Source organism: Streptomyces coelicoflavus (genome assembly GCF_003112555.1).
Taxonomy (GTDB): domain Bacteria; phylum Actinomycetota; class Actinomycetes; order Streptomycetales; family Streptomycetaceae; genus Streptomyces; species Streptomyces coelicoflavus.
Genome location: NZ_BEWB01000006.1, coordinates 481872 through 506884 on the forward strand (window position 1 = coordinate 481872; position 25013 = coordinate 506884).

At 67.8% G+C, this 25013-nt stretch carries 28 protein-coding genes and 1 pseudogene; 27 read left to right on the top strand and 2 right to left on the bottom strand.

Annotated elements, in window-relative coordinates; translation table 11 throughout:
* Window positions 1-332: 332 nt before the first annotated feature.
* The 17 genes from Sco07f_RS17115 to Sco07f_RS17195 all read left to right on the top strand — a co-directional run bounded on the left by Sco07f_RS17115 (window position 333) and on the right by Sco07f_RS17195 (window position 13782).
* Window positions 333-1280, top strand: coding sequence for a hypothetical protein (locus Sco07f_RS17115; RefSeq protein ID WP_108988299.1), 948 nt, complete (start codon window positions 333-335; stop codon window positions 1278-1280).
* A 121-nt stretch (window positions 1281-1401) separates the two neighbouring features.
* The gene (gene cpaB / locus Sco07f_RS17120) at window positions 1402-2109 is read left to right on the top strand and encodes a Flp pilus assembly protein CpaB (RefSeq protein ID WP_007444382.1); all 708 of its coding nucleotides are present in this window, start codon (window positions 1402-1404) and stop codon (window positions 2107-2109) included.
* Between the two features lie 7 nt (window positions 2110-2116).
* Window positions 2117-3373 carry a CpaE/TadZ family protein gene (locus Sco07f_RS17125; protein WP_108988300.1) on the top strand — a complete coding sequence of 419 codons (1257 nt, stop codon included), beginning with the start codon at window positions 2117-2119 and terminating at the stop codon, window positions 3371-3373.
* Window positions 3370-3771, top strand: a complete 402-nt coding sequence (locus tag Sco07f_RS17130; RefSeq protein WP_174855372.1) for a TadE/TadG family type IV pilus assembly protein — start codon at window positions 3370-3372, stop codon at window positions 3769-3771. Before Sco07f_RS17125 ends, Sco07f_RS17130 begins: the two co-directional genes overlap by 4 nt.
* 1 nt (window position 3772) lies before the next feature.
* Window positions 3773-4135, top strand: a complete 363-nt coding sequence (locus Sco07f_RS17135) for a TadE/TadG family type IV pilus assembly protein (RefSeq protein ID WP_007444383.1) — start codon at window positions 3773-3775, stop codon at window positions 4133-4135.
* Between the two features lie 18 nt (window positions 4136-4153).
* Window positions 4154-5491: a TadA family conjugal transfer-associated ATPase gene (locus tag Sco07f_RS17140; RefSeq protein WP_054099158.1), complete on the top strand. Its 1338-nt coding sequence runs from the start codon at window positions 4154-4156 to the stop codon at window positions 5489-5491.
* A gap of 9 nt (window positions 5492-5500) precedes the next feature.
* Window positions 5501-6451 carry a type II secretion system F family protein gene (locus Sco07f_RS17145; RefSeq protein ID WP_087789692.1) on the top strand — a complete coding sequence of 317 codons (951 nt, stop codon included), beginning with the start codon at window positions 5501-5503 and terminating at the stop codon, window positions 6449-6451.
* An 18-nt stretch (window positions 6452-6469) separates the two neighbouring features.
* The gene (locus Sco07f_RS17150) at window positions 6470-7372 is read left to right on the top strand and encodes a DUF5936 domain-containing protein (RefSeq protein ID WP_007444387.1); all 903 of its coding nucleotides are present in this window, start codon (window positions 6470-6472) and stop codon (window positions 7370-7372) included.
* 271 nt (window positions 7373-7643) lie between these two features.
* The gene (locus Sco07f_RS17155; RefSeq protein ID WP_108988301.1) at window positions 7644-7847 is read left to right on the top strand and encodes a hypothetical protein; all 204 of its coding nucleotides are present in this window, start codon (window positions 7644-7646) and stop codon (window positions 7845-7847) included.
* Window positions 7847-8443, top strand: coding sequence for a pilus assembly protein TadG-related protein (locus Sco07f_RS17160; protein ID WP_042825077.1), 597 nt, complete (start codon window positions 7847-7849; stop codon window positions 8441-8443). Before Sco07f_RS17155 ends, Sco07f_RS17160 begins: the two co-directional genes overlap by 1 nt.
* 34 nt (window positions 8444-8477) lie before the next feature.
* A complete protein-coding gene (locus tag Sco07f_RS17165; RefSeq protein ID WP_007444389.1) occupies window positions 8478-9059 on the top strand; it encodes a hypothetical protein in 582 nt (193 codons plus the stop codon).
* Between the two features lie 8 nt (window positions 9060-9067).
* On the top strand, window positions 9068-9688 hold the full coding sequence (locus tag Sco07f_RS17170) for an OmpA family protein (protein ID WP_054099154.1): 621 nt from the start codon (window positions 9068-9070) through the stop codon (window positions 9686-9688).
* A 5-nt stretch (window positions 9689-9693) separates the two neighbouring features.
* Entirely contained in the window at window positions 9694-10215 is a 522-nt protein-coding gene (locus tag Sco07f_RS17175; protein WP_108988302.1) for a hypothetical protein, read from the top strand.
* Window positions 10216-10557: 342 nt separating this feature from the next.
* Window positions 10558-10863: a hypothetical protein gene (locus Sco07f_RS17180; RefSeq protein WP_108988303.1), complete on the top strand. Its 306-nt coding sequence runs from the start codon at window positions 10558-10560 to the stop codon at window positions 10861-10863.
* Between the two features lie 2 nt (window positions 10864-10865).
* Window positions 10866-12170 carry a putative T7SS-secreted protein gene (locus Sco07f_RS17185; RefSeq protein WP_108988304.1) on the top strand — a complete coding sequence of 435 codons (1305 nt, stop codon included), beginning with the start codon at window positions 10866-10868 and terminating at the stop codon, window positions 12168-12170.
* Window positions 12170-12883 (top strand): hypothetical protein, encoded by a 714-nt coding sequence (locus tag Sco07f_RS17190; protein ID WP_108988305.1) that lies wholly within the window; start codon window positions 12170-12172, stop codon window positions 12881-12883. The genes Sco07f_RS17185 and Sco07f_RS17190 overlap by 1 nt, the downstream gene beginning before the upstream one ends.
* Window positions 12880-13782, top strand: coding sequence for a hypothetical protein (locus Sco07f_RS17195; protein ID WP_108988306.1), 903 nt, complete (start codon window positions 12880-12882; stop codon window positions 13780-13782). The genes Sco07f_RS17190 and Sco07f_RS17195 overlap by 4 nt, the downstream gene beginning before the upstream one ends.
* A 96-nt stretch (window positions 13783-13878) precedes the next feature.
* Here the strand turns inward: Sco07f_RS17195 and Sco07f_RS17200 are convergent.
* Window positions 13879-14648, bottom strand: a pseudogene (locus Sco07f_RS17200) (transposase).
* 99 nt (window positions 14649-14747) lie between these two features.
* Here Sco07f_RS17200 and Sco07f_RS17205 point away from each other — a divergent pair.
* On the top strand, window positions 14748-15161 hold the full coding sequence (locus Sco07f_RS17205) for a hypothetical protein (protein ID WP_108988307.1): 414 nt from the start codon (window positions 14748-14750) through the stop codon (window positions 15159-15161).
* Between the two features lie 79 nt (window positions 15162-15240).
* On the opposite strand, the gene Sco07f_RS17210 is transcribed toward Sco07f_RS17205, so the two are convergent.
* Window positions 15241-15612 (bottom strand): DUF192 domain-containing protein, encoded by a 372-nt coding sequence (locus tag Sco07f_RS17210; RefSeq protein WP_108988308.1) that lies wholly within the window; start codon window positions 15610-15612, stop codon window positions 15241-15243.
* A gap of 170 nt (window positions 15613-15782) precedes the next feature.
* Between Sco07f_RS17210 and Sco07f_RS17215 the strand changes: the two genes are divergently transcribed.
* The 9 genes from Sco07f_RS17215 (at window position 15783) to phoH2 (ending at window position 24779) form a co-directional block, all read left to right on the top strand.
* Window positions 15783-16448 (top strand): hypothetical protein, encoded by a 666-nt coding sequence (locus Sco07f_RS17215; RefSeq protein WP_387918753.1) that lies wholly within the window; start codon window positions 15783-15785, stop codon window positions 16446-16448.
* A gap of 101 nt (window positions 16449-16549) precedes the next feature.
* Complete coding sequence (locus tag Sco07f_RS17220; protein WP_108988368.1) at window positions 16550-17209, top strand: hypothetical protein; 660 nt, start codon at window positions 16550-16552, stop codon at window positions 17207-17209.
* Entirely contained in the window at window positions 17197-18252 is a 1056-nt protein-coding gene (locus tag Sco07f_RS17225) for a hypothetical protein (RefSeq protein WP_108988310.1), read from the top strand. The genes Sco07f_RS17220 and Sco07f_RS17225 overlap by 13 nt, the downstream gene beginning before the upstream one ends.
* 100 nt (window positions 18253-18352) lie before the next feature.
* Window positions 18353-19012 carry a hypothetical protein gene (locus Sco07f_RS17230; RefSeq protein WP_108988311.1) on the top strand — a complete coding sequence of 220 codons (660 nt, stop codon included), beginning with the start codon at window positions 18353-18355 and terminating at the stop codon, window positions 19010-19012.
* 73 nt (window positions 19013-19085) lie between these two features.
* Window positions 19086-19748: a hypothetical protein gene (locus Sco07f_RS17235; RefSeq protein WP_108988312.1), complete on the top strand. Its 663-nt coding sequence runs from the start codon at window positions 19086-19088 to the stop codon at window positions 19746-19748.
* 83 nt (window positions 19749-19831) lie between these two features.
* A complete protein-coding gene (locus Sco07f_RS17240; RefSeq protein WP_108988313.1) occupies window positions 19832-20494 on the top strand; it encodes a hypothetical protein in 663 nt (220 codons plus the stop codon).
* A 125-nt stretch (window positions 20495-20619) separates the two neighbouring features.
* The gene (locus tag Sco07f_RS17245; RefSeq protein ID WP_108988314.1) at window positions 20620-21504 is read left to right on the top strand and encodes an LLM class flavin-dependent oxidoreductase; all 885 of its coding nucleotides are present in this window, start codon (window positions 20620-20622) and stop codon (window positions 21502-21504) included.
* Window positions 21501-22319, top strand: a complete 819-nt coding sequence (locus Sco07f_RS17250) for a class I SAM-dependent methyltransferase (protein ID WP_108988315.1) — start codon at window positions 21501-21503, stop codon at window positions 22317-22319. Before Sco07f_RS17245 ends, Sco07f_RS17250 begins: the two co-directional genes overlap by 4 nt.
* Window positions 22320-23453: 1134 nt before the next feature.
* Window positions 23454-24779 (top strand): RNA 5'-3' helicase PhoH2, encoded by a 1326-nt coding sequence (gene phoH2 / locus Sco07f_RS17260; protein WP_108988317.1) that lies wholly within the window; start codon window positions 23454-23456, stop codon window positions 24777-24779.
* The last annotated feature ends 234 nt before the right edge of the window (window positions 24780-25013 follow it).

Below are 25013 nucleotides of genomic sequence, written 5' to 3' on the forward strand. Positions count from 1 at the left end.
AAGTACAAGGTGGTCCAGACCAATTGAGGGTGTCAAGAGGTAGGTACGGACCAAGTGCGGGTCGGGCGCGGACCGAGTGCGGACCGAGTGCGGGCCGGGGCTCGGACCGAGTGCGGACCAAGCGTGGACCGGGTGTGCGGTCGGACCTCGGCGGTCGGTCCGCCCTCGAAAATGCTCAACCTGCCCCGCTTTGACGCATCTTGTGCAACACAAGTTGTTCCACAGCTACAGAAACGCTGTTCTCCGGTCACAGACGCGTGGATACAGTGCTCAGGTAGTCACGCAGTGAAGTCATCCGGGTGTGCCGGAGTAACACCGGTGGACCGACGGGCATGGGAGACGGGGAGCCGCGCGTGCCAACTGCCATTGCCGTGACCAGTGCCGACATGGCACTGCCGCCGCAGGACGAACGGACGCTGCCCGCGGCCGTCCTCCAGGACGTCGACCGGCGCCCCCTGGATCACGTCCTGGCCGAGCTGCAGACGCTGGTCGACCAGTGCGGACACGTGATCGTGGTGTGCTCCGAGGCCGTCCCGGCCGGCGTGGAACGACGGCTGCACACCGTCCGCGCCCTCCTGGAGACCGACCGCATCGCCCTTTTCCGGCCGCCCCTCCCGCCGCTCGGCATCGCCGTACTGGCACGCCAGTTGCGCCAGCTGGCCTCCTGCGACCTCGGCCCCGGCGTCCTCGCCTCCGCCGGCCGCCTGCTCACCCACTACATCCACGCCGGCGCCCTGCTCGGCTCCGTCGCCCGGCTCGACCGCGTCCCGGTGGACCTCAAGGCGCACGCCAGGTCCTGGGTGCCCGGCAGCCAGTTCGGCGTCGTGGCCCACCCCGAGCCGCAGCTGGTGCGGATCGGCCCCGAAGCCACCCTCTCCGGCCCCGAGTTCGGCACCTCGCTGCTGGTCGCCAAGGGGCAGCTCCCGTCCGACTGGGTCACCGGCACCCTCGCTCCGGCCTGGCAGGTGCAGGGGCTGCGGGAGACGGCGCTGCCCGCGGAGTCCTCCGGCTGGTGGGGGACGGGGCGGCTGACCGAGTTCTGCGCCTACCTCCCCGACCTCTCGGTCCTCTACCAACTGGTCACGTCCGTACGGCAGGACGCCTGCCACTGGTGCGGCATCGACGTCATCGGCGACCGCTGCGTGTTCTGCTCCGCGACCCCGCCGGTCTACGACGACGGCGGCGGAGGCGGCGGAGCGGGCGGCCGGGACCGTGCGCTGGGGCACCGCCGTGACCCCGCCCTCGGCCGTCGTCGTGAGAGACGCGCGCTGACTGGGTAGGTCGGTACCGCCACACCCGTCAGTCCCCGCCCGTCAGCCCCGCCCGTCCGCCCCTCCGTCCTCCGTCCGTCCTCCGTCCGTCGGGACACTCGACCACCCCCCAATGAGGTTGCACCGGTCCATGAACTCCCGTCAGCGCCGCGGCGTCATCCTGCTGATCCTGTCGGTCCTCTGCGCCCTCGGCGCGTTCGCCGGCGTGCTGTCCGTCGTCAACGACGTGAAGTCCAAGGTCGGCCCCGAGGTGACCGCGTACCGGCTGAAGTCCGACATCGAGCCCTACACGGAGCTCGGCGCGGCGCAGTTCGAGAAGATCGAGATGCCCGAGCGCTGGCTGTCCGAGAACGCCGTCACCGACCTGTCCCAGGTCCGCGGCAAGATAGCCGTGACCAAACTGAAGGCAGGCTCGCTGCTCCAGACCGACATGATCGTCGACACGCCCGCCCTGCGGCCCGGGCAGCAGGAGGTCGCCATCATGATCGACGCGGCGACCGGCGTCGCCGGCAAGATCACCCCGGGCTCCAGCGTCAACGTGTACGCCACCTTCGAGGGGCAGCGCGAGGGCGACCCCGACCAGTCCAAGATCATCGTGACCAACGCCAAGGTCATCGACGTCGGCGAACTCACCTCGCTGAAGCCCGACGAGGAGAGCCGCGACCGCGAGCCCACCGACGCCGTACCCATCACCTTCGCCCTGTCCACCATCGACGCCCAGCGCATCACCTACGCCGAGTCGTTCGCGCGGCGCGTCCGGCTCGCGCTGGTGGCCCCCGGCGGCGACACCACGGTCCCCGACAAGGACCGGACGTACGAACTCGCGAAGGACAAGTGAGAACCGTATGGCCACGAGGATCCTCCCGGCAGTCGGCGACCCGGACGCCGTACGGTCCCTCACGTCGCTGCTCGGCCAGCTGCCGGACGCCGAACCGGTCGCGCCGGTCACCGACTCCACCCAGCTCGTCGACACCCTCGCCCGTCTCGCCGCCGAGTCGGTGGACGAACTGCCCGAGGTCGTCGTCGTCCACGAGCGCATCGGCCCGGTCCCGGCCCTGGAGCTGATCCGCGAGGTCGCCCTCCGCTTCCCGGCCGTCGGCGTCATCCTCGTCACCTCCGATCCCGGCCCCGGCCTCTTCCAGGCCGCCATGGACTACGGCGCCCGCGGCCTGGTCGCCCTGCCGCTCGGCTACGAGGAACTCGCCAGCCGCGTCCAGGCGGTGGCCCAGTGGTCGTTGGGCGTACGCCGGCATCTCGGCAGCGCCGTCGACGTGTTCACCGGGACCGGCGGCACCGTCGTCACCGTCAGCGGCGCCAAGGGCGGCGTCGGCGCCACGCTCACCGCCATCCAACTGGCCCTGGCCGCCCAGGCGTCCGGCCGCTCCACCGCCCTGCTCGACATGGACCTCCAGACCGGCGACGTCGCCTCCTACCTGGACGTCCAGTTCCGCCGCTCCGTGGCCGACCTCGCCGCCATCACCGACCTCTCCCCGCGCGTCCTGGCCGACGCCGTCTTCCGCCACGACAGCGGCCTGGCCCTGCTGCTCGCCCCCGGCGACGGCGAACGCGGCGAAGAGGTCACCGACCGCGCCGCCCGCCAGATCGTCGGCGCCCTGCGCTCCCGCTACGACGTCGTCGTCATCGACTGCGGCGCCCAGCTCGGCGGGGCCGGCGCGGCCGCCGTGGAGACGGCCGACACGGCGCTGCTGGTCACCACCCCGGACGTGGTCGCCGTACGGGGCGCCAAGCGGGCGGTGCGGATGTGGGACCGGCTCCAGATCCGCAAGGCGGAGGAGACGACCGTCGTCGTCAACCGGCACACGCGGGGCACGGAGATCCAGCCCCCGCTGATCCGGCGGATCACCGGCACGGCCATCGCCGCCACCACCGTCCCGGCCAACTTCAAGGAACTCCAGGGCGCCGTGGACGCGGGCCGCGTCCACGAGTTGGACGCCAAGAGCACCGTGAAGCAGGCCCTGTGGGCGCTCGCGGGAGAACTCGGCCTGGCCGGCGTGCCCGAGAGCGGCCGGAAGGGCCACGGGCGCCTGCGCGGCGACCGGGGCGCGACCGGCTTCCGGCGCCGGAAGGAGGGCGCGGGGTGAACGCGTTACGCGCCCGGAGACCGATCCGGGACGGGGACGGCGGCCAGGTCACCATCGAGTTCCTCGGCATGACCCCGGTGATCGTCGCGACGCTGGTGGTGCTGTGGCAGCTCGTGCTCGTGGGATACACGTACACGCTCGCGGGGAATGCTGCGGACGAGGCGGTACGGGCGGCGACGGCGGCCGAGCGCGGGGCACGGGACGGCGCGTGCCGGGAGGCGGGCCTGGACAAGCTGCCGGGCTCCTGGGAGGGAGGCGCCGAGGTGACCTGCGGCACCGCGGGCGGTTACGTCACCGCCGACGTGCGCATCGAGGTCCCCATCCTCTTCCCGGGCACCCTCAGCGTCCCGTTCACCGTGCACGGACACGCGGGGGCCGTGGAAGAGGAGGACGACTGAGATGCCGTACTCCCCGAAGGGGCGCGCCAGGGACCGGGGCCAGGTGGCCATCGAGTACCTCGGCTTCCTCCCGATCCTGGTCCTCGTCGGCATGGCGGTCGTCCAGCTCGGCCTCATCGCGTACACCGCCCAGCAGGCCGGTACGGCGGCCCGGGCGGGGGCGCGCAGTGCCTCGCTCCGGGAGAGCGCGGACGCGGCGTGTGCGGCGGCCGTCAGCGGACGGCTGGCCGGGGGCACGACGTGCTCGCCCTCGTTCGGCGCGGACGAGGTGACGGTCACCGCCACCGTCGAGATCCCGTCGATCGTGCCTGGCTGGGACTTCGACCCGGCCCGCAAGACGGCCACCATGCCGTTGGACCACTGACCGAGGAGCCGAGGACGCATGAGCCTGCGCGCACGCATCCACTCCCCCGAGGAGCACGGCAGCCGGGGCGAGGACGGACACCTGGTCGCCTCCTACCGGGCCAAACTGCTGGAGGAGATCGACCTCGCCGAGATGAGCGCGCTTGCGACGGCCGAGCGCCGGGCCCGCCTGGAGCGCGTCCTCGGGCACATCATCAGCCGCGAGGGCCCGGTCCTCTCGACGGTGGAACGCTCCCAGCTGATCCGCCGGGTCGTCGACGAGGCCCTCGGCCTCGGCATCCTCGAACCGCTCCTCGAGGACGCCTCGATCACGGAGATCATGGTCAACGGCCCCGACGCGATCTTCGTGGAGCGCGCCGGCCGCGTCGAGCAGCTCCCCCTCCGCTTCGCCTCCCACGACCAGTTGATGCAGACCATCGAGCGCATCGTCTCGACGGTCAACCGCCGCGTGGACGAGTCGAACCCGATGGTCGACGCCCGCCTCCCCTCCGGTGAGCGCGTCAACGTCATCATCCCGCCGCTCTCCCTCACCGGCGCGACCCTCACCATCCGCCGCTTCCCGCGCTCCTTCACCCTCCACGAGCTGATCGGCCTCGGCTCGCTCGACGAGAACATGCTCTACCTGCTCGCGGGCCTCGTGCAGGCCCGCTTCAACATCATCGTCTCGGGCGCGACGGGCACCGGGAAGACCACCCTCCTCAACGCCCTCTCCGGCCTCATCCCGGAGTCGGACCGCATCATCACCATCGAGGACTCGGCGGAACTGCAACTCCAGCAGGCCCACGTGATCCGCCTCGAGTCCCGCCCGCCCAACGTCGAGGGCCAGGGCCGGGTGACCATCCGCGACCTGGTCCGCAACTCGCTGCGCATGCGCCCCGACCGCATCGTCGTCGGCGAGGTGCGCGGCGGCGAGTCCCTGGACATGCTCCAGGCCATGTCCACGGGCCACGACGGCTCGCTGGCCACCGTCCACGCCAACAGCGCCGAGGACGCCCTGATGCGCCTGCAGACGCTGGCCTCGATGTCCGACGTGGAAATCCCCTTCGTGGCGCTCCACGACCAGATCAACAGCTCCGTCGACGTCCTCATCCAGCTCACCCGCTTCGCCGACGGCGCCCGCCGCATCACCGAGATCGCACTGCTGGCCAGTCACGGCGGCGAGCCGTACCGCCTGGCCACGGCCGTCCGCTTCCACGCCCGCCCGATGACCCCCGACGGCCGCGTCCTCGGCGCGTACGAGTACCACCCGCTCCCGCACCGCACCGCCGAACGCCTCTACATGGCGGGCCAGCCCGTCCCGCAGGTCTTCGGCGTGGCCCACACACCGGACCAGCTCACCACCCGAGAAGCCAGGTAGGACCGCCCGATGGAACCGGAACTCGACACGCTCGTCACGCTTACCACCGGCATCACCCTGCTGACCTGCGTCCTGGCGGTCGTCGGCCTGCACTCGTACGCCGCCGGGAAGGCCCAGCGCGCGGCCCTGGTCGACCGCCTCACCGCGGCCGGCCAGACCTCGGCGCCGGGACGACGGCGCCGCTTTCCGGGCCTGGACCGCCGCCTGCGCCGCACCAAGCTCGGCCGGAACCTGGAACGGCGCCTGTCGGCCACCGGCCTGGACGTGACCCCGGGCGAGTTCTTCGCGTACATGCTGGCGACGGTCGCGGGCCTGTGGCTGATCGGCCAGGCCGCCCTGGCCCCCTTCTTCGGCCCGCTGGCGGGCCTCCTCGGCATCGGAGCAGCGGTCCAGTTCCTCAACTGGCAACGCCAGAAACGCATCGAGAGGTTCATCAACCAGCTCCCCGAACTCGCCCGCATCCTCGCCAACGCCACCCAGGCCGGGCTCGCCCTGCGCACCGCCATCGGCATGGCCGCGGAGGAACTGGAGGCCCCGGCCGGCGAGGAACTCGGCAAGGTGGCCGACCAACTGGCGGTCGGCGCCTCCATGGACGACGCCCTCGGCGAACTCGCCGGCCGCCTCCCCTCCCGCGAGCTCGTCGTCCTGGTCACGACCCTCGTCCTGTCCAACCGAGCGGGTGGCCAGGTCGTCAGCGCCCTGCGCAACCTCACGGAGACCCTGGAGGAACGCAAGGAGACCCGGCGCGAGGTCCGCACCCAGCTCTCCCAGGTCACGATGACGTCGTACGCCGTCCCCGTCCTGGGCATCGGCTCGTTGCTCCTGATGAACGGGGTGAAGGACGGTGCCCTGGAACGCATGACGGGCTCCCCGGCCGGCCAGGCCGCGGTCATCACCGCCTTCGCGCTGTACGCCGTCGGCTTCGTCCTCATCCGCCGCATGTCCCGCATCGACGTCTGAGAGGAGGGAAGAGACGACATGGGCCTCGCACTGCCGGGATTCCTCCTCGCCCTCCTCATGGCACTGGCCGTCTGGGGCGTCTTCGCCGGCATCCGCATGTACCGGGCGGAGGCGAAACTCCCCGAGGACCTGGCCCTCGCCCTGGAGGTCGGCGCCACCCGCACCGGCGCGGCGCACTCCCTCATCGACCGCCTGGGCATGCGCTACGCCCCCGCCGTACTGCGCCTCATGGGCCCGGCCCTGGTCGCCAGGTACCGCCGCAGGATCGACCTGGCCGGCAACCCCGGCGGCCTCACCATCGACCGCTACGCCGCCCGACGCGCGGTCTACGGCTTCCTGGGCGCCCTGGGCTTCCTGGTCTTCCTCCTCCGCGGCCAGTACCTGGTGGCGCTGCTCCTCCTCGCCTTCGGCGCGTTCTGGACCGAGGTGGGCATCTGGTCGGCGATCCGCATCCGCAGGGACGTCATCGAGCGGACGCTGCCCGACTTCCTGGACGTCCTCGCGGTCGTGGTCAGCGCGGGCCTGGGCTTCCGCCAGGCACTGGACCGCGTATCGACGCGCTACGAGGGCCCATGGGCCGACGAACTGCGCATCACCCTCCGCCAGATGGACCTCGGCATGAGCCGCCGCGAAGCCTTCACGGAGCTGCGCCGGCGCAACGACTCCGAACAGGTGGCGATGTTCGTGACGGCACTGCAACAGGGCGAGGAGCTGGGCGCCCCCATCGTCGAGACCCTGGTCTCCCTGGCCAAGGACATGCGCCGCACCGACGCCCAGAACGCCCGCCGCAAGGCCGCGCGTGCGGTCCCCAAGGCCACGCTGATGATCACGACGTTCATGGTCCCGGCCACGATGATCCTCCTCGGCGCGGGTCTGATCCTGGGCTCGGGGACGGACTTCGGCACGATCACGGGCGAGTAGGGGAGTGCGACTGCACATGAACAGAAGACGTCAACTACCGTCCTCCGCCGACACACTCGCCCCACTTCGCCGCAATGCCTTTCGCACTTGCAATCAACTGTGGGACAGTCGTCGCCTGGTACTCCCGACAGGCCGACGTCCCAACCGAGCGCAAGGGAGGTGGAGATCGTGGACGCCATGACGTCCGGCACGACCAGCCAGCAGATCACCGCCGCCCAACCGTGCGTTCCGCAACAGGAACGCGACGTCGCCCACCCTGGAGGGGAACACCATGACCAACTGGCTCCACACCGCCGCCGCATACCTGCACACCCACACCGCCGACCGCCGCAGGGACGGGGGGCAGACGGCGGTGGAGTACCTGGGGATCATCGCGGTGGTGGTGGCGATCGTCCTGGCGATCACGGGGACGGACATCGGGCAGACGATTTACGACGCCATCGTCGACAAGGTCGACGAGGTGATCAACGGCTGATGCGCAGCCGCGAGTGCCGGGACGCGGGACAGGCCTTTCCCATCTACATCACTGTAGTGGGAGGCCTGCTCTTTCTCGCGTTGGCGTACTTCGCGGTCGGTCAGGCTTCGGTGAACCGAAACGGCGCTCAGACCGCCGCCGACTCTGCTGCTCTCGCGGCGGCACAAGACACTCGCGACCAGCTCGCAGACAAGTGGATCGAAGACGTTCCGGACCCCGCCGAGTGGCAGCGTATTTTCGAAGGTGACGTTGCTGGTCTGGGTCCGTCATGTTGGCGTGCCGAGCAATTTGCCTCACGCAACGACGCACGTGTGCTGAGCTGCACTACGGAAGGGTTGCTCGGCTTCACGGTAGAAGTCGAGACGGTTAAGCCCGTGGGGAACTCCATAGTGCCTGGCACAGAAGACAAACGATCGCGGGCCTCCGCGACTGCTGAGGTCGAGAGTCGGTGCACATTTGAGCTGCCTGCCGACGATCCAGGGGCTGAAGATCTACCGGAACTTGCGTGCGGGGACGAGCGCTGGATCCTTGACCCGGAGAACCCGATTGACCTTCCAACGGCAGATGAGCTGTTTGACGTTCATCTGGCCGACTGACAATCGAGCGACGAGGAAGAGGGAAGCAGGGGGCATGAACACTCGGTTCACCACCAAAGCCCGCAAGGGGATGGTCGCGGTGACTGTCGTCGCCGGCCTCGCCCTGAGTGTGGTCGGTTGCAGCGGGGACGAGGGCGGAGACGGGAAATCGGCGGAAGCCTCGGCATCTGTCTCCAAGGAGACGGGCTCTGATCCCAGCGTTCAGGAGGGTTCGGACGAGCCCTTGGCCGAGGTCAAGGGAGAGGATGGGCTCATGCTCAAGCTCACCTCTGCCACGAGAGACGTTGGGGGATTCGTAACCGTAAGTGGTGAGATGAAGAACGATGGTGACGATCCCGCGCGCGTCTCCGTACGGACAGCGGGCGACGAGACAGAGATCATCCGGCATGGCTCGTCATTGGGCGGAGCGACGCTTATCGATTCCGTGAAGAAGAAACGCTATTACGTTCTGCGCGACACGGACGGTCGGCCCCTGACCACAACGAACATGCCCAGAATCAAGCCCGGCGCATCCATTCCAGTCTTCATGCAGTTCCCGGCACCTCCCGAAGACACCACAAAGGTGACCTTCCAACTGCCCACCTTCGCCAGCGCGACCATCTCAATCACCGGGTGAGGCACACCATGACCTCACCCCCGCGCCTGCTGGCCGCAGTCACGCTCATGCTCGCCACCACCGTCTACGGCACCACCACCGCCCACGCCGAAGACGACCCCAACGACCCCCCGGGCACCGAACCCTCCGCCTCCGCCCCCGTGGAGGTCGACCCCAACGACCCCGACCTCAAGCTCCCCGACGGCGCCACGCTCGCGCAGGCGAAGGTGCTGGACATCAAGTCGGTGGTCGAGGAGCAGAGCGGCGACGAACGCCGTGAGGACACCAACACGAGCGTGACCCTCGCGCTCCAGGCCGAGGTCCTGTTCGGCAAGGACAGCTCGAAGCTCGGCGCCGAGGCGAAGTCCCGCATCAGGGGCATCGCCGACGAGATCAGAACCCAGAACGCCACACGGGTCCGTGTCTTCGGCTTCACCGACAACCTCGGCTCCTCCGCCCACGGCGACGTCCTCTCCAAGCGCCGCGCCAACGCCGTGCACGACGTCCTGTCCCAGTCCCTCAACGACGCCGGCATCACCTACGAGGTCCGCGGCTACGGCGAGCAGTACCCCATCGCCGACAACTCGACGGAGGCAGGCCGCAAGAAGAACCGCAGGGTCGAGGTCTCCTTCCCCCGCACGGAGCCCTGACCCACATGAGCAAGCGCACGCGCCCCCGCGCCGGCCTGACGACCCTCGCGGTATTGACGGCACTCACCACGGCCGCATGCAGCACCACCCACGAACCGAACGCCGAACCCCCTGCGCCCCGGACCCGGCCCACGACGTCCCACCACCCCGCACCCGGGCCACCGTCCCCCTCCGCAGCGGACGGCACGGACGTCAGCGCGTGCTCCGACGCCGACTGCGAGATCACGGTGACCAAGCCCGTGACCCTCCACTTCCCGGGCCCGGGCGGCAGCGGCCGGGCAACGTTGTCGGTGACCGAGGTCGGCCCGAACAAGATCGAGTACGAGGTGAAGGCGGGCAACAACCGCTCCAAGGGCGGCGCGACCGGCCCGGGCCAAGGCTGCCTCACATACCTCCGCGCACACGGCAGCGGCAACTCCTGCGGCCCCCTCGCCCCCACCCGCCCGAGCCCACAGCCCGACGCCGTGGTGATCCAGGCGACGACCAGCGCGGACGGCCCGGCACTGCTCCGCATCGTCTCGCCCTGAGGGATCCACAACGGGGAAAGGCCCGCGGCGGCGGTGTTGATGGTGCGCGAAGTACCTCGTCGGAAGAGCTGCACGCCTGCCGAGGGGTGACCCCGGCAACAGGGTGTCTCTGTGACTGGAGAACCGCAGTCCGACTGGTGTTCGCATGCGTCTTCTGGATAGCTTTGCTGTGTTTGACGAGACGCCGTTGCTGCCGACCTGCCTTGCGGCTCAGTGAAGCGACGACTTGCCCTGGTCGGGGTCAGGAGAGGGCGGATCGAAGCGACCCAAAGCATCGATCTCGGAGAGCCGGCTCTTGGGCGTCGAACGACCAGCATGCCGTGGGAAGGGAACCGGGGGAATGTGAGCGATCTGACCGCTGACTATGAGGTACTGAACCGCGTGAGAGGCAACCTCGATCACATAGCCGAACTGATGAAGAAGCCGGGACGGGAAATGAAAGAGGTCAGCGGCAGCTCCATGGGGGTCCCTGAGCTCGCCCGTCGCATGGACGACTTCGGCGACGAGTGGTCGTACGGAATCAAGCAACTCACAAAATTCTCCGAGAAGGCTTCCAAAGCACTGCTCACAGTCAAAGAGTCCTTCGAAAAGCTCGATGACGAACTCGCCGAGGCGAATAGAGGGCAGGGCAAGAGGAGCGCTAAGTAGTCATGACCGCGACGAAACTGGAGAGATTCCCGGCCCTTGGGTTTGTGCCCTGCCCGGGTGACCAGACGATGGCCGACGACGTGGCCAAGACAGTTCGCAGGACGGCGAAGGCCCTCGTCGAAATATCCGAGGTCCTGCACGGCACTGGCGTTGGGGACTGGAAAGGGAAGGCGGCAGAGGCCTTCCGGGAGAAGTTCGACGACGAGTTCCGTCCCCGGATGGATGACGCACGCGACTCGTTCTCCGACGCTGCCACCGTTCTGGAGGACTGGGCAGCGTACATGGAGGTCAAGCAGGCGGCAGCCGTACGACTGGAGGCGCAGGCGGCCGAAGTCCAAGAGCAGTTGGGCAAGGCGAACTCCAAGGCCGACAAGCTCAAGGGCGCCGACGACGACAAGAAGAACACCCAGGGCCACAAGGGCAGAGTGAAGGAGGCCGACCGCGCGGTGGACGCCAAGGAACTCGAGCTTGAAGAGTTCCGCCGCCGGGGCCGCAGCATGGCCGGCAACTATCAGGAGTACGGCAAGGAGATATCCGACCGGCTGAAGAGCGCCATGAACATCGCTCCGAACGAACCCGGCATGTGGGACAAGCTCGGTGACGCCATCGCGGATCTCGGCGAGGCGATAGCCGATCTCCCCGGCCAGGTGGGCGAACTGCTTTCCGACATCGGTGACTGGATCAAGAGCCACGCGGACTGGATCACCGTCGCTGCCTCGGTCATCGGTGTCATCGCCATCTTCTGTCCGGTGCTTGCTCCTCTGGCGGTTGGCCTGAGTGCGGTGGCCTTTTTCGCTCATGCAGCGTCCTATGGGGTGGACGGACTGTTTCCACCCACGGGAGAGAACATTGGCAACTGGCTCACACTGGGTGGCGACGCACTCGGCATGGTGCCGGGCTTCGGAGGAATCAAAGCTGGGTACAAGGCAGCACGAGCTGCTGGAGGTGTTGCCAAGGGCAGTCGGGTCGGGATCAAGACAGCCGTCTCCGCGACGAGGAGACTGGCGAAGGAGGCCGACCCGGTAGCCATGGTGATCGACAAGCCTGTGATGGCCGCCGCCAGCAAGCTGGGGGTCTCGCGCGGTGCCGCCCTGACCGCCACCGAAGGTATCCAGGCGGCTGCACAGCTCGCGTGGACGGCGCCGACTGCCGTGAACGCATATGCGACGAGCACTGGCCGGTATGACGTCGCCACATGGGGGACCGGTGTGGCAAACGTTGCCACGGGCGCCGGCGGTGGAAAGTTCGGCGGCCTGGTAGCTGTCGGCAGCACTATCGGTTTGGGCGCGTGGGAGTTGACGGACTGATGGTGCACATCGACACGACAAGTCGCACGATGACTGGGTCCCCCGCCGAAGCCCCCGACTTGTGGTTCGACCTGCCGCCCGGGTTCCTACAGTTCGATCTCGACGAGGACCCTGAGTCTCGTTCCCTGAGGATGGCGGACGCGGCCGACCTGCTCTTCACCAGCGCAACTCAAGAACAGAAGCTCAGCCTCGTCGTCTCGGGCGAGTACATTCTGCAGACGCTGATCGCGGCAGGTGCCGAACACGTATCAAGCTGTTTGCTGCGAATGCCCGGTGACAAGCTTTCCCAGGGCACGCTCTGTGTGTTCATCGAGAGACCGGATATCGGTCCGCAGAGCCAGGACCGGCAAGGGTCCGCGAGGCGTACCGCCCTCCAGTGGCGCGACTTGTATCCGGACGCCGAGGTCGGACTGGTCATGCTGCCTTACGGCATCGCAGCACTCTGCGTACGTGATCAGGGGATGCAGATCCCTGGTGTGCTCTTCGGCCTGGACGATCCCATACCTGCCACTGTGCGGCAGGTGCAGTTCTGTGTGCCGTTGCGTACTGGCCCAGGGTCTGCAATTTTCATGTTCATGACCGAAGATGTCGAGCATTGGCCCGAGTACCTTGACTTGCTCAGCGGCATCATGAAGTCAGTCTCGCCGGATGAGGCGAGCACTACGAGGGCCGTTGATCAAGTGGCAGGAGGAAGGGCGGAGGGCGAAGTATGAGCGCCGGCGCGGAGAACGATGCACTGGTGAGCCGTACGCGGTACCCCATACCGTTGGCGCTAGGCATGTGTTGTTACGTGCTCGCCGCTGTCGCGGGCATGTTCCTGCTCGCGGATGATGTGGGACTTGTTCTGCTGGTCCCTCTGTGGATTGTGCACGGAGTAATTCTCGTCGTACTCATCGAGAAGCTGGGGGCCACCGAGTCGAGTCTGTATGCGGCTCTGTTCATCGTGGTCACTTCGGCGATGTCCGTGTACGTCATGGGGGTGGTGCGTAGCGACCTTGTTCTTCAACAGCGTGGACACGAGGTCAAAGCCACGGTTGTGAAGGAATGGCTCGACCCGGCCCAGGGACGCAAGGGGCGTCACTCCCATTACGTGCTCGAACGGCAAGACGGCACCCGGGTTTCGGGTTCCGAGATGGAAACGACGTCTGACTTGTACGACGTTGGCCAGGTGCTCACGGTGCTTGAGGACCCAAAAGGTGAATTGCGTCCCCAGACTCCGGGGCAGGTGGACGTAACCGCTGAAGTACTGGGTGCTGCGGCGCTTGCCCTGGCGGCACTCGGCTCCGTGGGTTGGATGACGTGGCGAGGGTCTGATGCCGCGAAACGCCGGGACGACGGCAAACCATCAGCCGGTGTGCGTAAGGCCTACAAAGTCGTCACCCGCAACCACACCACGGTCCAGGAACAAGAGCAAAAGCTCCGTGAGGCATTGCGTACGTATCCCGCCGACAGGCGCGGCTACATCAAGGTTCCTCCGGAGCATTATCCGGATATCTCGCAGCAGCGAGCTGCTCGCATTGCGTGGGAGGTGGGTTTGCGAGCGGAGGCGTTCGGCAACCGCGGGTCATGGCGCTTCGGTGAGACCGTGGTCGAGGAAGTCCCGCACGAGTAGGAGCGTGCCGCCGGACAGAGCTAACCCAACGCGGCCAGCGCCTAAGAGTTGTCCCGTAATTGATCACGGTCGTGCTTGCTAACCTGCCTGCTCGGTTCAGCCGGTGATGGTGACGTTGTGGAGGCGGGCGATGCCGAGCATGGCGTGGTGAACGCCGTTGCCCTTCAAGCGGCAGTCGCGGAGGATCTTCCAGCTCTTCATCCGGGCGAAGGCGTGCTCGACGCGGGCCCTGACCTTGCGGTGAGAGGCGTTGTGTTCCTCTTTCCAGCTTGGTAGTTCGGCCCGACCGGCGTCATGGCGGTGAGGGATGATCAGGCCAGCGCCCGGTAGTCGCCGTCAGCGATCACAGTGGTCCGGCCGACGGCGTCCTTCGCTTGGGACAGCTCCCATGCCTTGCAGTCGTTGTGGTTTCCCGGGACCGGCCGGCCGACGGCGACGACCAGATGGGTGTCGGCATCGATGACGACTTGGTGGTTGGTGGAGTACCTGTAGTTCTTCGACTGCTCGGCGACCGTGTGGTCCCGGGTGGGGACCAGGGCGCCGTCGACGATCAGCACCGTGTCCTTCCGTAACCTCGTGCGAGGCCGCAGTGCGAGCAATGGCCCGAGGTGGGCGATGATCCGGTCCGCGGCGGATTTGGAGACTCCGAACAACGGGGCCAACTGCCGCAGGGTGAGGTTCGTCCGCCAGTACGCGGCCACCAGCAGGAATCTGTCTTCCAGCGGCATGCCCCAGGGCCGGCCTCTGCTCGCCGGGTCGGCGCCCTCGCGCCGCAACGCGGTCACAACTTCCGTGAACTGTCGTGGGCTCAGTCCGGTGAACGGGGCTATCCAGGAGGGTTCCGACGCCGTGATCACACCAGCCACGGCGAGATCGTCTCACCTTGATCAAACTTCAAGGCCAGCAGCCTCTGGCGGGACGGTATCTCGATCGCCCGGACGGCTTCCGCGTGAGATCCTCCACCCGTGGCTACGGAGACCGAGGTGGGGGAGCTGTTGCACCAGCGCGGCTGGCGAACGGCGTTCACGGTCACTGAAAGGGTGAACGCGTGGGCCGCCCTGGTGAGCGCCGTCGAGCGCGGCTACGGCGACGACATCTACGAGTACACCAACGACCTCTACTGCCGGAACTGGCTGCACGAGGCATGGCTCCTGCTGGACGAACACGTCGTCCAGCTCTGGACTCCGCGGATCAAAGATCTGGACGACCGGTACAGGACCGCGACCGTCGACGACGACGGCCAAGCACTTGACCAGTTCCACTGGATGCCAGGCCCCGACCTGTGGTGGTGGCGGCGACACCCGCGCATTCTCACCGGAGACCTCGGGCGTTCCCTTCGCTCGGCCGGCGCCATCGGCACCGAACCTGACGCAGCATGACGCTCAGCCTCGTGGGCTTACGGGACAACCTTTAGAGGGAACATGAGCCGCGCCCCGATCGATGTCGCGCGGCTGGCCCCTACTCGTTCTCCACCATGATGCGCGTCCCCACCTGAACACCCCACCTGTTCATGGCCCCGGCCTCCGCCTCCAGCACGTGCCGAGCACGCATCCGGGGGAGCCCCAGCCTGCCGGGACGCATCGTGCGTACGGCGATGATCTTGAGCCGACGGTCGAGGTAGGCGACGTCGATGGGCATCCGCATCCCGAACGTGTGCACACTGTTGGCGGGCGTCAGGAGCATCGCCCCCTCGATCGAGTCGCGCCCCAGCAGTCCCTTGGTACGGGCGCGGTAGGAACCCGCGATCTGCAGCGGAACGCAGACGGTCCCGCCGTGCCCCTGCTCCACGATCAGTGTCCCTACACCGTCCCGCCGGCGCCGCCGTCCCATGCCTGTTTCCGTGCCCTTCACCCGTGCCCACCAAGTCCGCTTACGCGCTGAAGGTATCCGTCCTGGAGCAGACCCGACACGGGCCAGAGAGCCGCTCGGCCTCGCTCGAGCCGGTGGATACCGTTGCTTCGCCGAAGGACAAGTCCCCTCTCACCCAGGAGCCGACAGTGATGCGCCGCCGCCCCACCCTGCTCGCAGCGCTCACGCTGATCGCCACCGCAGCCCTGACGCTGTCCGCGTGCGGAAACGGCGACAACCCCGCCAAGGGGAAGGGCGAGAGCACGGCGGCGGACACGGGCAGCGAATCGTCGAAGTCGTCGAGCGTGTCCCCCTCGTCCGAGGGTGCAGTCGGCCGACCGCAAGTGGAGCTTCCGGCAGACCTGCAGCTGATCTTCGAGAGCGCTGCGACCGGAGACCCGGTGAAGGACGCTGTTCTCACCGACAATGCGGAGCGCATGCGTGCGGTCGACGCTGCTATCGCAGGGACGGACGCTGAGGGAAAGGCACTCGGCTTCTACAACACGGGCAAGGCCCTGGAAGCGGCGGTGTCGTGGGTCGGGCAGTTCGAGAAGGCCAACGCCACTGTGACCGGTCAGGTCCGCTACTTCGACCGGAAGGTCACGCTCGAGGGCAAGTCCTCCGCCGTCCTCACGTTCTGTGCGGATGAGAGCAAGGGATTCAGCAAGGACACGGAGACCGGCAAGGTCGCCAGGACGCCCGTCACCAAGGACAGCTACGTCCGGTACAACACCAAACTCGACAGGAATGCCGACGGCGTCTGGCAGACATCTCAGATCACCTCCACGAGAGGGGCGGCCCAGTGCCCGCCGGCGTGAGGGTGTCGCGCAGGTTGGCAGTCACTCTGGTGTCCCTCAACCCCGGTGGATAGCGTTGCCTCGCCACGGAGAAGCCTCGTCCCACCCAGGAGCTGACAGTGATTCGCCGCCGTTCCACCTTGCTCGCAGCGCTCACGCTGACCGCCACCGCGGCCCTGACGCTGTCCGCGTGCGGCAGCGACGACAGCCCCGGGGAGGGGAAAGACGAGATCGCCGGAGCGGCCACCGGCAGCTCCACTCCGACGGAATCACCGGTTGCGTCCAAGTCGCCGGAGCCCGGTCGGCCGAAGATTGAACTGCCCGCCGATCTCTCCTACACCTTCGACTGGCCCAAGACGGGGGACAAGGACAAGGACGCCGTTCTCACCGACGGCGAGCAGTCCGTCAAGGCCGTGGACCTGGCGATCGTCAACCAGGACCCCCTCGACAAGGCATACCTCTACTACTACGAGGGCGAAGCTGCGGCCAGTACACAGGAGTTCATCCAGGCGTACGTCAAAGAGAACGCGCGAGTGACGGGGGCCTACCGCTTCTACGACGCGACGGTCAACATCCGTGGGGAAGACAGTGCCTCGCTCGTGTACTGCGAAGACCAGGGCAAAGCCTATGACATGTATCTGAAGCCAAAGAAGATCAACAAAACGCCCGTGACCAAGAACAGCTACGTGCTGTACAACACCCAGATGAGTAAGAACGACAAGGGTGTCTGGGTCGTGCAGAAGATGCTGTCCCAGAGGGGGAGTGACAAATGCCAGCCCTGACTTCCCTCACGCGCGTCCTGGCCGTGACAGCCGTGACAGCCGTGATCGCCGCTGTCGTCACGGGGACGACTGGTCCCGCTGTGGCCGACAACAAAATCGGTGGGGGTGCCCAGTCGCCCAGTACGGAGGCGCACGGTGAGTCCGACGGGAGCGGTACCGTCTCGGCGACCGCCGGTGCCGTCGTCTTCGAGCGTTCCAAGAACGGCTCGGGAACGTCCGTGGGCCCTGTGGCCGCTGCGACGAACTGGACACCGCCTGCTTGTTACTACGCACCGAAGTACACCCCGGAGCAATTGCGGAAGGTCAAGGAGCCCGTCTGGGAGGCCGAGTCGACGGGTTACCAGTGGGATGGCGAGCAGCGCGACAAATACGTGAACGGGCACCCGTACAAGGACTTCAACAAGGAGAAGGCCGGCGAAGGGTACTGGTGGGACTCCTACGTCACGCCAGGGCGGGAAGGCGACCCGGGCGCGCTGGATTGCAAGGAAGACACCTTCTGGGTGGACACGGGGGACGACCCGCCGGCGGACATCCCGCAGGCGATAACGCCGGAGGTCCTTGCCCAGCTTGCCTACGCGGAGATCCGCGTCCCCACCACGGAGGTGGAGCTGAGGCCTGAGGGAGCGACGAAGGTGAACCTTCCGACATGGGCGTGGCTGGACGCGACGGACTTCAGCTCGGTGTCGGTGACGGCTTCCGTGCCGATGCTGGGGGTTGAGGCGACGACCACGGCGGAGCCGGTGTCGGTGAGGATCGACCCGGGTACGGAGGACGCGCAGCCCTACCCGGCGTCCGGGGTGTGCGAAGTCGTGAACGGCAGGATCGGTGAACCCTATGAGCAGGGAAGGGCCGACGAGACGCCGCCGTGTGGCGTCAAGTATCTGCGGTCGTCGGGCGACGGGTCCTACCAGCTGAAGGCGACGGTCACCTGGAAGATCCACTGGACCGGCACCGGCGTGGCCGGTGAGCAGCGCTTGCCCGACGGCAACTTCGGCGGGGAGCAAGACGTTGTCGTCCAGGAGATCCAAGCCGTCAACCGCTGATGAAGCGAGTGACCGGACATCGGGTTCGCGAGATCATCAGCAGGAAATTCCCACTCGCACAGGCCGTCATGGACTGCCTCGTTCTACCCAGGAGCTACCAGTGGTTCGCCGCCGTCCCGCCTTGCTCGCAGCGTTCACGCTGACCGCCACCGCGGCCCTGACGCTGTCGGCGTGCGGAGGCGAAGACAGCTCCGGCGCCAACGACAAGAGTGCAGGGGCGGACACGAGCAGCACCACCCCGTCGGCCGCACCGAGTGCGTCCGAGTCCTCGCAGGACGGTAGGCCCGAGATCGAACTACCCGCCGACCTCTCCTACACGTTCGAGTGGCCCAAGACCGGCGACAAGGACAAGGACGCAGTCCTCGGGGACACCGAGCAGTCCATCAAGGCCGTGGACTCGGCGATCGTCAAGCAGGACGCACTGGACGGGGCCTATCTCTATTACTACGAGGGCGAGGCTGCCGCCGGCACGCAGAAGTTCATTCAGAACTATGTCGATCAAAAGGCGGGAATCACGGGAAATTATCGCTTCTATGCTCCTGAAGTGGTGGTCGACGATGACGGCACTGCTTCCTTCACCTACTGCGAAGATCAAGGCAAGGCGTACGTGAAGTACCTGGAGACCAACGAGGTGAGAAGGACCGAGGTGACTGCAAAGAGCTATGTCATCTACCACGCGTCACTGAAGAAGAACAGTGAAGGTGTCTGGGAGATCCAGAACATCGACTCGCAGAGCGGCAGTGCCAAGTGCCGGCCTTGACGCGCCGGACCCGCGTCGGAACGGATAGCGTTGCCTCGCTCAAGAGAAGGCTCGTCCGGCCCGGGAGCCGACAGTGATTCGCCGCCGTCCCGCCCTGCTCGCGGCCCTCACGCTGACCGCGGCAGCGGCCATGACGCTGTCCGCGTGCGCCAGCACCGTCGACAGCTCGGGCCAGACGGGAGACAAGACCGCGCGAGCGGGGACGGACAGTGATCCATCGACGTCACCTACTGTGAGCGTTCCGGTCGAGGTGGATCGGCCGGAGATCACGTTGCCCGCCGACGTGACGTACAAGTTCGAGTGGGGCAGAACCGGCGATCCCGTCAAGGATGCGGTGCTGCACGATGCCGAACAACGCATCAGGGCCGTGGACATGGCTATCGCCGAGCAGGATCCGCTGCACAAGGCATACCGCTTTTATTCTGAAGGCGAGGCAGCGGCCGGGAGCGAGCAGTACATCCAGGACTTTGTGGATCACAAGGCCCGAACGACCGGCTTGACCCGCTATTACGGCGAAAGTGTGAACGTCGAGGAGGACGGCACTGCCGCGCTTGTGTACTGCGAAGACCAGAGCAAGTCGTTCAACAAATTCATTCAGACGGGGAAGACAGAGGTCACGCCGGCAACGAAGGACAGTTATGTCGTGTACGCCGGTAAACTCCGCAAGAACAGCAAGGGTGTCTGGGTGACGGAGCGGCTGGTCTCCGAGCGGGGGAGCGCAAAGTGCCGGCCATGAAGTACCGGACCGCCTTGATGCCCCGTGGAAACGCTGAAGCATCACGTAGGCGTCGCACGACCACGAACTTCGAGGAGCCGACAGTGATTCGCCGACGCCCCACTCTGCTCGCAGCTCTCACGCTGACCGCCACTGCCGCCCTGACGCTGTCCGCGTGTGGCAGCGACGAAGACGGCGCCGCGCAGGACAGCGACAAGAGTGCGGCTGCCGTCACGGGCAGCAAGACGTCAGCCGCTCCGAGTCCGAGTCGGACAGGCGCCGAAGGCCGACCGAAGATCACCTTTCCTTCCGACGCGAAGAACGTCTTCGAGTACGAGAGGACGGGAAACGCGGCGAAGGACGCGGCCCTCGCGGACAGCGCGCTGAGTACCAACTCTGTTGATGAGGCTATCTTTGCGGGCAGTACCGACACCAAGGCCCTCGGCTACTACAACGTCGAGTCGGCTTTGAGTGACTCGATCACGTATGTATCGGGGTACATCGACGAGAAGCACACATGGGTGGGCGAGACTCGGTACTTCGACTACAAGGTCAGCCTCTCCGGAGAGCACGAGGCATACGTCACCTACTGCTCGGACGAGAGTAAGTCCTTCATCAAGGACAAGAAGACGGGGAAGGTCGAGGACACGCCGACAACGGCGGACAGTTACGTCCTCTACAACACCAAGCTCGCGAAGAACTCCGAAGGCGTTTGGCAGACGACCGACATCGTGTCGAGCCGGGGGAGTGAAGAATGCCAGCCGTGAGTGAACCCCTGAGGCGCTCGACCGCCGTCCCCCCGGGATCGTTGACGGTACGACCTCGAGGACCCTCCGGGGGCAGCCTCGTAATGGTGTTGAACCGCGGCCCCGGCCGAGGGTAGGAAGGCCGCATGACTGGACTCGGTGCCGTACTCCGTCCCCAGCTTGCCCCCGAGCGGCTGCGTGCCGTGGCGCAGGTCGCCGACGAGGTGGGGCTCGACGAGTTGTGGCTGTGGGAGGACTGTTTCCGCGAAGGCGGGATTTCCTCGGCCGCCGCCGTCCTCGCGTGGACCGAGCGGGTGCGGGTCGGGGTCGGGCTGTTGCCCGTGCCGTTGCGGAACGTGGCCGTCACCGCGATGGAGGCCGCCACGCTGCACCGGATGTTCCCCGGCCGTGCCGTCCTCGGTGTGGGACACGGGGTGCAGGACTGGATGGGGCAGGTCGGGGCGCGGGTCGAGTCGCCGGTCACTCTGCTGAGGGAGTATTTCCTCGCGCTGCGGGCGCTGTTGAGGGGTGAGCGGGTGAGCGCGGAGGGGCGCTACGTACAGCTCGACGACGTCGCGCTCGACTGGCCGCCGGAGCGGGCGGAAGAGGTGTTCGCCGGCGCCACCGGGCCCCGTTCGCTGCGGCTGGCGGGTGAGGCCGCCGACGGGACCGTGCTCACCGCGAACACACCGCCCGACGGGGTGCGTCGCGCCCGGCGGCTCATCGACGAGGGTCGTGCGGCGGCCGGACGCGGAGACGACGTGCACAAGGTCGTCGTCTATCTGCTCGCCGCCACCGGGGTCGGCGCCCGTGAACGGCTCCGGGCCGAACTGGTCGCCGAAGGCGTCGCGGACGTGCCGGACCTCGGCGTCGCGGGGGGCGCGGACGCCGTTGCCGGCGCCGTGCGGCGGCTGGCCGAGGCCGGGGCCGACACCGTCATCCTCCAGCCGACCGGCGACGAGCCCGACCCGGAGGGGTTCGTGCGGTTCGCCGCCGAGCAGGTCCGGCCCCTGGTGGCGGCGCAGTCATGACCCGTTCACGTGCCAGTTCCAGTTCCAGTTCCCGTCCCAGTTCCCGTTCCTTCGACGAACTCGTGGCCGAAGCCGTCGCCGTCCCCACCGAGGGGTGGGACTTCTCCTGGTTCGAGGGGCGGGCCACCGAGGCGCGTCCCTCCTGGGGGTACGCGCGGTCCATGGCGGAGCGGCTGGCCGGGACCGCCACCGCCGTACTGGAGGTGCAGGCCGGGGGAGGGGAGGTGCTGGACTTCGCCCTCGAGGCCGCCGGTCCGGACCGGGCCCCGCTCGTCGTCGCCACCGAGGGCTGGGCGCCCAACGTCGCCAAGGCCACCCGGCTGCTGCGCCCGCGCGGTGTCCCGGTGGTCGTCTCGGCCGACGACGCGCCCCTGCCCTTCGCCGACGGCGCCTTCGACCTGGTCGTGAGCCGGCATCCCGTCGAGCCGCACTGGGACGAAATCGCCCGCGTGCTCGCGTCCGGCGGCACCTACTTCGCCCAGCACGTCGGGCCCGCCAGCGTCTTCGAGCTCATCGAGTACTTCCTCGGGCCGTTGCCGGAAGCCAGCCACCTGCACCGTCGTCCCGAGCGTGAGCGTGCCGACGCCGAGGCGGCCGGCCTGGAGGTCGTGGAGCTGCGGGCCGAGCGGCTGCGGATGGAGTTCTTCGACATCGGTGCCGTCGTCCACTTCCTGCGCAAGGTGGTGTGGATGGTCCCCGGGTTCACCGTCGAGGCCTACCGCGACCGGCTGCGCGACCTGCACGAGCGCATCAAGGCCGACGGGCCCTTCGTAGCCCACAGCTCTCGTCATCTTTTCGACGTGCGCAAGCCATAGCCGGCCCGCTCTCTCCCCTCCCTCCCCCCCCGCAGTGGGTCCGCATCCCGCCCCGGCCGACATGGCCGGGAACCGCCGGTCGACGCGAGGAGTACCGGCCGCCGGTCAAGGGTTCCCCGTCCTCCTCGTCGTGAGCCGGCGTCAGAGGGGGACGAGGAGGGCGGGACGGGCGGCGTCCGCTGCCGGTGTCCGCGCTTCGTGTCGTGGACCTTCGGGACGTAAGGGTCGTACCTTCGCAAATATCCGCTCGCATGGCCGCAGGGCGCGGAATCAGCCGCCGATTCTCACCGGGTGTCCACATCGTTATTCACCGGTGTCCTCCTCGGGTCGAACCCGGGCCACCCGGTCACGTAAATTCGGACCCAGGTAATTCGCGTGAGCAAAGCTACGCGTGTGGCACCGCGCAGTGGAGGGGGCTGCGCGGTGCCGGGTCAAGTCCGGGCGTACCGGTGGCGTCACCCGGACGGGGGAAGCGGGGTGCCGTCCGGGCGTGCCCGGCCTCCGGCTCGGGCAGAGGGCCGACGCGCGCCCTCACTCCCCGGGTTCGCTGCGATTTGGCCATGATTCAGGGCGGAATGAGGGGCTCCGACAGCATCCGGGCGTCGCCGGTCGACTTCGGAGAGTAGTTGTGGCGTGCCGATGCACGCAGCATCACTTACGAAGGGTTATGGTGGAAACCCCCCCTCGGGCCGGTCCGTATCCCCCCCCCCACGGACCGGCCCGTTTTTTTGTGTCCTCCCGCGCGGTGCCGTGAGCGGTACGCCCGTAACGAGGAGTTCACCGGTGCGCCGTCCCGTGTCGGGGCATGGCGGCGCTTGTTCGAGGGCATAACCCAAGCAGGTCGACGCCCGAACCCCGGGTGTCGGTTCTCAGCGGACGGCACGGAGCCGTCCGCCCGGGAGGCCCTTTGCACCAGCCCCACCGTGCGGTCACGGCACGGAAGACGCGGCGGAGGACCGGTCCCCGGTCCGCGCCAGTGCAGGGCGGCCCCAGGGACCTGCCTGACGACGACCGTCCGGCGGCCCCCCGACCGGTCGGCTCGATCCCGCCCTCCCGGCGCGGCTCGTTCCCGCCCTCCCGGCCCAGCGTCCACTCCGTCGCTCCCCGACCTCTTCCGAGGGGGTACGTCCTTCCGTGGTGACCAGCACAAAGCGCCACAAGCCCGACAGGCGCACCTATGTTCTCGACACCAGCGTCCTGCTGGCCGACCCCAACGCCCTGAACCGCTTCGACGAGCACGAGGTCGTGCTCCCCATCGTCGTGGTGACGGAGCTGGAGGCCAAACGGCACCATCCCGAACTCGGCTACTTCGCCCGGCAGGCCCTGCGCCTGCTGGACGAGTTCCGGGTACGGCACGGTCGCCTCGACGCCCCCATCCCGATCGGGGACCTCGGTGGCACCGTCCGCGTCGAGCTCAACCACTCGGACCCCAGCGTGCTGCCCAGCGGCTACCGCCTGGGGGACAACGACTCCCGCATCCTGGCGGTCGCCCGCAATCTGCAGGCGGAGGGTTTCGACGTCACCGTCGTCTCGAAGGACCTTCCGCTCCGGATCAAGGCGTCCTCCGTCGGTCTCCTCGCCGAGGAGTACCGCGCCGAGCTGGCCATCACGGACTCCTCCGGCTGGACCGGAATGTCCGAACTCACCCTGCCGGGTGAGCAGGTGGACGTGCTCTTCGAGGAGGGCCGGGTTTACGTCCCCGAGGCCGCCGAGCTGCCGGTGCACACCGGGCTGACCATCCAGTCCGAGCGCGGCAAGGCCCTCGGCCGGGTCACGCCCGACGGCAGCGTCCGGCTGGTGCGCGGCGACCGGGAGGTGTTCGGCATCAAGGGCCGCAGCGCCGAGCAGCGGATCGCGCTCGACCTGCTCCTCGACCCGGACGTCGGGATCGTGTCGATGGGCGGCCGGGCCGGCACCGGCAAGTCGGCGCTCGCGCTGTGCGCGGGCCTGGAGGCCGTGCTCGAACGCCGGCAGCACCAGAAGGTGATGGTCTTCCGGCCGCTGTACGCGGTGGGCGGGCAGGAACTCGGCTATCTGCCCGGCTCCGAGGCCGAGAAGATGAGCCCCTGGGCGCAGGCGGTCTTCGACACGCTGTCGGCCGTCACCAGCCGCGAGGTCATCGAGGAGGTCACCGCGCGCGGGATGCTGGAGGTGCTGCCGCTCACCCACATCCGGGGGCGCTCGCTGCACGACGCGTTCGTGATCGTCGACGAGGCGCAGTCGCTCGAGCGCAACGTGCTGCTGACCGTGCTGTCCCGGATCGGGGCCAACTCACGGGTCGTACTCACCCATGACGTGGCACAACGGGACAATCTGCGGGTCGGCAGGTACGACGGAGTGGTCGCCGTCGTCGAGAAGCTGAAGGGGCATCCGCTCTTCGCGCACGTCACGCTGACGCGCTCCGAGAGGTCCCAGATCGCGGCACTTGTGACCGAAATGCTGGAGGACGGTCACATCTGACCCGTCCGAGAACTCCGACCCGACAAGGGCCGGTTACCCGTCAGTTCGGCGCCGTCCGGAAAGGCCCAGAGCCTAGCCGGGCGGCGCCTCGGCGTGTGCGGATTTCCGTGAATCCCCTGGGCCAAACGGGATGTGAGCTTTCACACGCAACACAGAATTGCCTCACCCCGCCGGGTTACGGCAGAGTCTCACTCCTGTCAGGCCCCGCATACGACACAGCCGTGCCCCCAGCGG

Bases quoted from the DNA above. Each gene is read 5' to 3' on its own strand.
- Sco07f_RS17115 (WP_108988299.1), top strand. From the start codon at position 333: ATGGGAGACGGGGAGCCGCGCGTGCCAACTGCCATTGCCGTGACCAGT.
- cpaB (WP_007444382.1), top strand. From the start codon at position 1,402: ATGAACTCCCGTCAGCGCCGCGGCGTCATCCTGCTGATCCTGTCGGTC.
- Sco07f_RS17125 (WP_108988300.1), top strand. From the start codon at position 2,117: ATGGCCACGAGGATCCTCCCGGCAGTCGGCGACCCGGACGCCGTACGG.
- Sco07f_RS17135 (WP_007444383.1), top strand. From the start codon at position 3,773: ATGCCGTACTCCCCGAAGGGGCGCGCCAGGGACCGGGGCCAGGTGGCC.
- Sco07f_RS17140 (WP_054099158.1), top strand. From the start codon at position 4,154: ATGAGCCTGCGCGCACGCATCCACTCCCCCGAGGAGCACGGCAGCCGG.
- Sco07f_RS17145 (WP_087789692.1), top strand. From the start codon at position 5,501: ATGGAACCGGAACTCGACACGCTCGTCACGCTTACCACCGGCATCACC.
- Sco07f_RS17150 (WP_007444387.1), top strand. From the start codon at position 6,470: ATGGGCCTCGCACTGCCGGGATTCCTCCTCGCCCTCCTCATGGCACTG.
- Sco07f_RS17155 (WP_108988301.1), top strand. From the start codon at position 7,644: ATGACCAACTGGCTCCACACCGCCGCCGCATACCTGCACACCCACACC.
- Sco07f_RS17160 (WP_042825077.1), top strand. From the start codon at position 7,847: ATGCGCAGCCGCGAGTGCCGGGACGCGGGACAGGCCTTTCCCATCTAC.
- Sco07f_RS17165 (WP_007444389.1), top strand. From the start codon at position 8,478: ATGAACACTCGGTTCACCACCAAAGCCCGCAAGGGGATGGTCGCGGTG.
- Sco07f_RS17170 (WP_054099154.1), top strand. From the start codon at position 9,068: ATGACCTCACCCCCGCGCCTGCTGGCCGCAGTCACGCTCATGCTCGCC.
- Sco07f_RS17175 (WP_108988302.1), top strand. From the start codon at position 9,694: ATGAGCAAGCGCACGCGCCCCCGCGCCGGCCTGACGACCCTCGCGGTA.
- Sco07f_RS17185 (WP_108988304.1), top strand. From the start codon at position 10,866: ATGACCGCGACGAAACTGGAGAGATTCCCGGCCCTTGGGTTTGTGCCC.
- Sco07f_RS17190 (WP_108988305.1), top strand. From the start codon at position 12,170: ATGGTGCACATCGACACGACAAGTCGCACGATGACTGGGTCCCCCGCC.
- Sco07f_RS17195 (WP_108988306.1), top strand. From the start codon at position 12,880: ATGAGCGCCGGCGCGGAGAACGATGCACTGGTGAGCCGTACGCGGTAC.
- Sco07f_RS17210 (WP_108988308.1), bottom strand. From the start codon at position 15,612: ATGGGACGGCGGCGCCGGCGGGACGGTGTAGGGACACTGATCGTGGAG.
- Sco07f_RS17215 (WP_387918753.1), top strand. From the start codon at position 15,783: ATGCGCCGCCGCCCCACCCTGCTCGCAGCGCTCACGCTGATCGCCACC.
- Sco07f_RS17225 (WP_108988310.1), top strand. From the start codon at position 17,197: ATGCCAGCCCTGACTTCCCTCACGCGCGTCCTGGCCGTGACAGCCGTG.
- Sco07f_RS17245 (WP_108988314.1), top strand. From the start codon at position 20,620: ATGACTGGACTCGGTGCCGTACTCCGTCCCCAGCTTGCCCCCGAGCGG.
- Sco07f_RS17250 (WP_108988315.1), top strand. From the start codon at position 21,501: ATGACCCGTTCACGTGCCAGTTCCAGTTCCAGTTCCCGTCCCAGTTCC.